This is a genomic window from Streptomyces sp. NPDC005151, from assembly GCF_053599875.1.
This window is the reverse complement of sequence record NZ_JBSFYR010000097.1, coordinates 21,569-27,568: the sequence shown is the minus strand read 5'-3', so window position 1 is coordinate 27,568 and position 6,000 is coordinate 21,569. Positions and strand designations below refer to the sequence as shown.

2 protein-coding genes and 1 pseudogene are annotated in these 6,000 nt (G+C 69.2%); 2 read left to right on the top strand and 1 reads right to left on the bottom strand.

Features of this window, described 5'->3' with window-relative positions; translation table 11 throughout:
* Positions 1-719 precede the first annotated feature (719 nt).
* The gene (gene glgP, locus ACWD6R_RS33610; protein ID WP_451822176.1) at positions 720-3,323 is read left to right on the top strand and encodes an alpha-glucan family phosphorylase; all 2,604 of its coding nucleotides are present in this window, start codon (positions 720-722) and stop codon (positions 3,321-3,323) included.
* 141 nt (positions 3,324-3,464) lie between these two features.
* Here the strand turns inward: glgP and ACWD6R_RS33605 are convergent, their stop codons facing one another.
* Positions 3,465-5,489 (bottom strand): M4 family metallopeptidase, encoded by a 2,025-nt coding sequence (locus ACWD6R_RS33605; RefSeq protein WP_451822175.1) that lies wholly within the window; start codon positions 5,487-5,489, stop codon positions 3,465-3,467.
* Between the two features lie 155 nt (positions 5,490-5,644).
* On the opposite strand from ACWD6R_RS33605, the pseudogene ACWD6R_RS33600 reads away from it, so the two are divergent.
* Positions 5,645-5,980: pseudogene (locus ACWD6R_RS33600) on the top strand (hypothetical protein); the annotation flags it as partial.
* Positions 5,981-6,000 lie beyond the last annotated feature (20 nt).

Here is a 6,000-nt window from a genome sequence, read left to right as displayed (position 1 = left end):
AGGCCAGGAGGCACCACTTCCGCCGACGCATGCGCCTCCAGATGATGCAGATCTAGCCCTGTAGTACTAGTAGCTCCTTCCCCAAGCTCTCAGCTCCGTTCGAGCAGGGGAGACCCCATCCGAGGACCTTCCGACGCCTTGGAATCGCACGCACCAGACCGCGTCCGCTTTCCGATCGAAGGTCACCCGACAGGCTCTCAGCCGTCGCCGAGGCGGCGCCAGGGGCTTCGACCACGCCTGTCCGCATCGTCCTGTGCCGGTCGTGGGCGGTGCCGTGTCAGTCCCATGAACCGAAACCTCCTCCTCGACGTGGTGCGCGCCGCACGGAGTCGCGTCGAAGGCCGGCCGGTCCGCCTCCCCCGACCCCCGTACACGCCACTGGGCAGCCTTCCCTGTGCCGCGAAGGGCCACAAGGCTGCCCGAGGGGGTGGAATCGGCCATAACGTCCGTGGCGGATGAGTACCGATCTACAGAGAGGGGGCGGTGGGGCGGACGAGACGCCGGGGGCCACTGATACGACGCCGGGACTGCGGTGGGCGTCGGGGCCGGGGGCCGGGGGCGGATCCGGGGGCGGGCGGCTCGCCGGGTGCCGTTCGTGGTGAGCCGGTCGCGCGCCGTGGTTGCGGAGTACGGCACACCGATACCGTCGAGGGTGACGGAGCGGCGCACACCGTGGTGCGTCCCCTCGGATTCGTACGTCCCCTGTAAAGGTGGAATACGTGAAGGCCATTCGTCGATTCACCGTGCGTCCTGTCCTCCCCGATCCCCTTCAACCGCTCAGCGACCTCGCCCGCAACCTGCGCTGGTCCTGGCACACCGAGACACGTGAGCTCTTCCAGGCCGTCGACCCGGAGGGCAGGCGCGCGGCGGACTCCGACCCCGTACGTCTGCTCGGCGCCGTCTCCGCCGGGCGCCTTGCCGAGCTGGCCCAGGACCAGCAGTTTCTGCACCGGCTGACCGAGGTGTCCGCCGCCCTCCAGGAGTATCTCGACGGTCCGCGGTGGTACCAGGAGCAGCGGGCGCAGGGTGCGGAACTGCCCGCCGCCGTGGCGTACTTCTCGCCCGAATTCGGTGTGACCGCAGCCCTTCCGCAGTACTCCGGCGGACTCGGCATCCTTGCCGGGGACCATCTGAAGGCCGCCAGCGACCTGGGCGTGCCCCTCGTCGGGGTCGGCCTGCTCTACCGGCACGGCTACTTCCGGCAGAGCCTGTCGCGCGACGGCTGGCAGCAGGAGCACTATCCCCTCCTCGACCCGAACGAACTGCCGCTCACCCTGGTGCGCGAGGCCGACGGAACACCGAGCCGCGTGGTACTGGCCCTTCCGGGTGGCCGCTCGCTCCACGCCTACATCTGGCAGGCCCAGGTCGGCCGCGTCCCTCTGCTCCTGCTCGACTCCGACGTGGAGGAGAACGCACCCGGCGAGCGCGAGGTCACCGACCGGCTGTACGGCGGTGGCAGCGAACACCGGCTGCTGCAGGAGATGCTGCTCGGCATCGGCGGCGTACGAGCCGTGCGGACCTACTGCCGGCTCACCGGGCACGTGGCCCCGGAGGTCTTCCACACCAACGAGGGGCACGCCGGTTTCCTCGGTCTTGAACGCATCCGTGAACTCTCCGGAACCGGGCTGGATTTCGACTCCTCGGTCGAGGCGGTGCGGGCCGGCACGGTGTTCACCACCCACACCCCGGTGCCTGCCGGAATCGATCGCTTCGACCGGGAGCTCATCGCCCGTCACTTCGGCGACGACGGCGAACTGCCGGGTGTCGGGGTCGAGCGGATCCTGCAGCTCGGTATGGAGACGTACCCCGGTGGCGAGCCCACCCTCTTCAACATGGCGGTCATGGGCCTGCGGCTCGCTCAGCGGGCCAACGGCGTCTCCACCCTGCACGGGGCGGTCAGCCGGCAGATGTTCGCCGGGATGTGGCCGGGCTTCGACGCCGCGGAGGTGCCGATCACCTCGGTGACCAACGGCGTTCACGCGCCCACCTGGGTCGCCCCCGAAATCTTCGGGCTGCGAGCCCGGTACGGTGGCACGCCGGGACGCTGGGATGCGGCGGCCGGAATCCCGGACCGCGAAATCTGGGCCCTGCGGCGGACGCTGCGCGGACAGCTGGTGACCGAGGTCCGCACGAGGCTTGCCGCCTCCTGGCGCACGCGTGGTGCGGAGCCGGCCGAACTGGGTTGGATCGACGGCGTGCTGGACCCGGATGTGCTGACGATCGGCTTCGCCCGCCGCGTGCCCTCCTACAAGCGGCTGACCCTGATGCTCCGTGACCGCGACCGGCTGATGAAGTTGCTCCTCCACCCGACGCGGCCGATTCAGATCGTTGTCGCAGGCAAGGCGCACCCCGCCGACGACAGTGGAAAACGGCTGGTCCGGGAATTGGTCCGGTTCTCCGACGACCCCAGGGTCCGCCACCGCATCGTCTTCCTGCCCGACTACGGGATGGCCATGGCGCAGAAGCTCTACCCCGGCTGCGACGTCTGGCTCAACAACCCGCTGCGGCCCCTGGAGGCCTGCGGCACGAGCGGAATGAAGGCCGCGCTCAACGGCTGTCTCAACCTGTCCGTGCTCGACGGCTGGTGGGACGAGTGGTTCGAACCCGACTTCGGCTGGGCGATCCCGACCGCCGACGGGTCCGCGATGGACGAGGACCGGCGCGATGAGCTGGAGGCGAATGCCCTCTACGAGCTGATCGAGGAGCGCGTGGCGCCGCGCTTCTACGACCGGGGCGACGACGGGCTTCCCGAGCGCTGGGTCGAGATGGTCCGCCGCACCGTGGGCACGCTCGGCCCCAAGGTCCTCGCCGGACGCATGGTGCGCGAGTACGTCGAGCGGCTGTACGCCCCCGCCGCGCTCTCCCACCGCTCCCTGGACGCCGCCACGGCGCGGGAGCTCGCGGACTGGAAGGCCCGGGCCCGTGCTGCCTGGCCGCGGGTCGCGGTCGACCATGTGGAGGCCGTGGCGCCCAGCACGGTCGGCGATTCGGCCGAGCTGGGGGCGACGCTGGCGCTGCGTGTCCGGATCGCTCTCGGAGCACTGGAGCCGGACGATGTGGAGGTGCAGGCGGTGGCCGGGCGGGTCGACTCCGCCGACGCGATCTCGGACGCCCAGCTCTTCCCGCTGAAGCCGACCGGAGGCCAGGACCTGGAGGGCCGCTGGCTGTACGAGGGCCCGTGCGCCCTCGACCGCACCGGCCCCTACGGCTACACGGTGCGAGTGCTTCCCGCTCACCCGTTGCTGGCAACCAGCGCGGAACTCGGCCTGGTCGCACTGCCGACGGAGGCGACGGGCGACGGTGCGGGCCTGCTGATGCGCTGACCACCCGTCCTCCCGGGGGGCCGGCACCTGTGAGGTGCCGGGCCCCGTCGTCTTCTGAACCCTACGGCGAGCCGCCCGGGAGGAATGAGAGCTCCTCCCGGGCGGTTCGCCGCATCACGTTCTCGGAATGCGGTGCTGGGTTCAGAAGGTCAGCTTGAAGCTGTTGATGGCGCCGGTGTCACCCGAGAAGACGTCCTGGACCTTCAGCTTCCAGGTGCCGTTGGCGACCTCGGACGACGCGTTGACGGTGTACGTCGTCTGGACGTTGTCCGCCGAATCGGAGATCGAGGAGTTCTTCAGCCGGTAGGCCGTGCCGTCCGGTGCGACGAGGTCGATGACGAGGTCACCGCGCCAGGTGTGGGTGATGTCCACACCGACCTGCAGGGTGCTGGGCGCGTTGCCCGTGACGCCGGTGACGTTGACCGAGCTGGTGACGGCCGCGCCGGCGTCCGGGACTGCGATGCGGGTCGTGTTCTGGAAGACCTTGCCGCCGCCACCACCGGAGCGCGTGCCGACGTTCACGCCGGCCCAGGCATCGCCGACCGCCTTGTACTCGGCGCTCGTCGTGCCGTACAGCTCACCGGCCGCGGCGAGGGTACCGGTGCGAGCAGCCGCGTAGTTCGTCGTGGAACTGAACTTGGTGGTGAGCGCCTTGAACCAGATCAGCGCCGCCTTGTCGCGGCCGATGCCGGTCACCGGCAGACCGTCGGAGGTCGGGGAGTCGTACGAGACACCGTTGATGGTCTTGGCGCCGCTGCCCTCGGAGAGGAGGTAGAAGAAGTGGTTCGCGGGACCTGAGGAGTAGTGGACGTCCACTCCGCCGATGCCGGAGTACCAGGCGTCCTTGGACGCGCCGTCCTTGCTCGGCTTGTCCATGTAACGCAGCGGGGTGCCGTCGCCGTTGATGTCGATCTTCTCGCCGACCAGGTAGTCGCCCTTGTCGGAGGCGTTGTTGGAGTAGAACTCGACCGCGGCGGCCATGATGTCACTGGTCGCCTCGTTGAGGCCGCCGGACTCGCCGCTGTAGACCAGCTTGGCGGTGGCGGAAGTGACACCGTGTGTCATCTCGTGTGCGGCCACGTCGAGAGAGGTCAGCGGTGCGGCGTTGCCGCTGCCGTCTCCGTAGGTCATGCAGAAGCAGCTGTCGTCCCAGAACGCGTTGACGTAGTTGTTGCCGTAGTGGACGCGGGAGTACGCGCCGACGCCGTCGCCCCGGATACCGGTGCGTCCCTGCGCGTTCTTGTAGTAGTCCCAGGTCTCGGCCGCGCCGTAGTGCGCGTCCGCGCCGGCGGTCTCGACGTTCTGCGGAGTGCCGTCGCCCCACACGTCGTCGGAGCCGGAGAAGAGCGTCCCGGTGCCGGACGAGCCGTGGTTCAGGTTGTACGTCTTGTGGTTGCCGCGTCCGGTGTCGGTCAGCGTGTACGACGGCGCGGTGCCGAGCGTGACCTGGCCGCTGTACTGGGTGTTGCCGGTACCGGTCTCGATGGCCTGCCACTCGTAGAGCTTCGCACCCGTCGACGCGTCAGTGACGACGTGCAGTTCGTTGGGGGTGCCGTCGTCCTGGAGCCCGCCGACGACGGTCTCGTAGGCGAGCTGCGGCTTGCCCTGGGTCATCCAGACCACCTTGCGCGGTGCCCGGTCGGCGACGGTCTTCTTGGAGCCGGCAGCCTTGGCCGCACCGAGAGCCTGCGTCTCGGCCTTGGCCGGGGCGATGTCGGCGGCGGTGTCGACGGCCTTCAGCTGTGCGGAGGTGACCTTGGACGCCTTGGTGACGCCCTCGGTCTGACCGGCCTTGGACTCCTGGACGATCAAGTCGCCACCGAGGACCGGAAGCCCGCTGAAGGTGCGCTCGTAACGCGTGTGTGTGGTGCCGTCGTTGTCCTGGATGACATCCCGGACGACGAGCTTCTCCTGAGAGCCGAGACCGAGCTCCTTGGCCGTGGACGCCTTGCTCGCGTTGGCCTCGCGGATCAGCTCGGCACGCGCGGAGGGGGAGAGGTGCTTGGCCATTGCGCCATGCTTGGCGTTGGTGGCGACCGGGGCAGCAGCGGCGGAACCGCCGGCTGTGGCAGTTGCCGTGCCCGTCTGGACTCCTACGGCGAGGAGGGCTGCTACGGCTATCAGAGCGCCGGTCGCGGTGGCGCGACGGCGGGGCGTGAAACTCACGCGGACTCCTTCTGCGAGGGGGGTACCGGCGGCTGGGTGAGCCGACCGGGCAGAGCAGGCGGTGCGCGGAACGGGGGAAGAGTGTCAGCAGATGGAGGTTCCTGTCAGGACCGCGTCAACAAGTTGGCCGGAATTCGTCCGTTGCCAGAAAGGTCATGTTCGTTAAGCGGACGTTTCGCCGATCGTTACCGAGAAGGCGTCCACGGCCCGGAGCGGCCGATTTCGAAGAGAGCGTCCCGGATGGGCTCGAACACATCGTGTTCGCATGGCGCGTTCGGCGCGGGGTCGTGGCCACCGGCCGAAAGTGTCTTGAATTGTGGCTTGTTCCGAACGGGTCAGTCCTTGTCGTGCAGCAAAGGCCAGGTAAAGCGCCGGGCGACGCGGTTGGCCGTGGTGGCTTCCGCTCGGTTCGCAAGGACGGCGAACGGCTTCCCTCCTCCCGCGAACTCGCCCGCGGGCTTGGACTGTCACGGGGGCTGGTGCAGGACTGCTACGCCCAACTCCAGGCCGA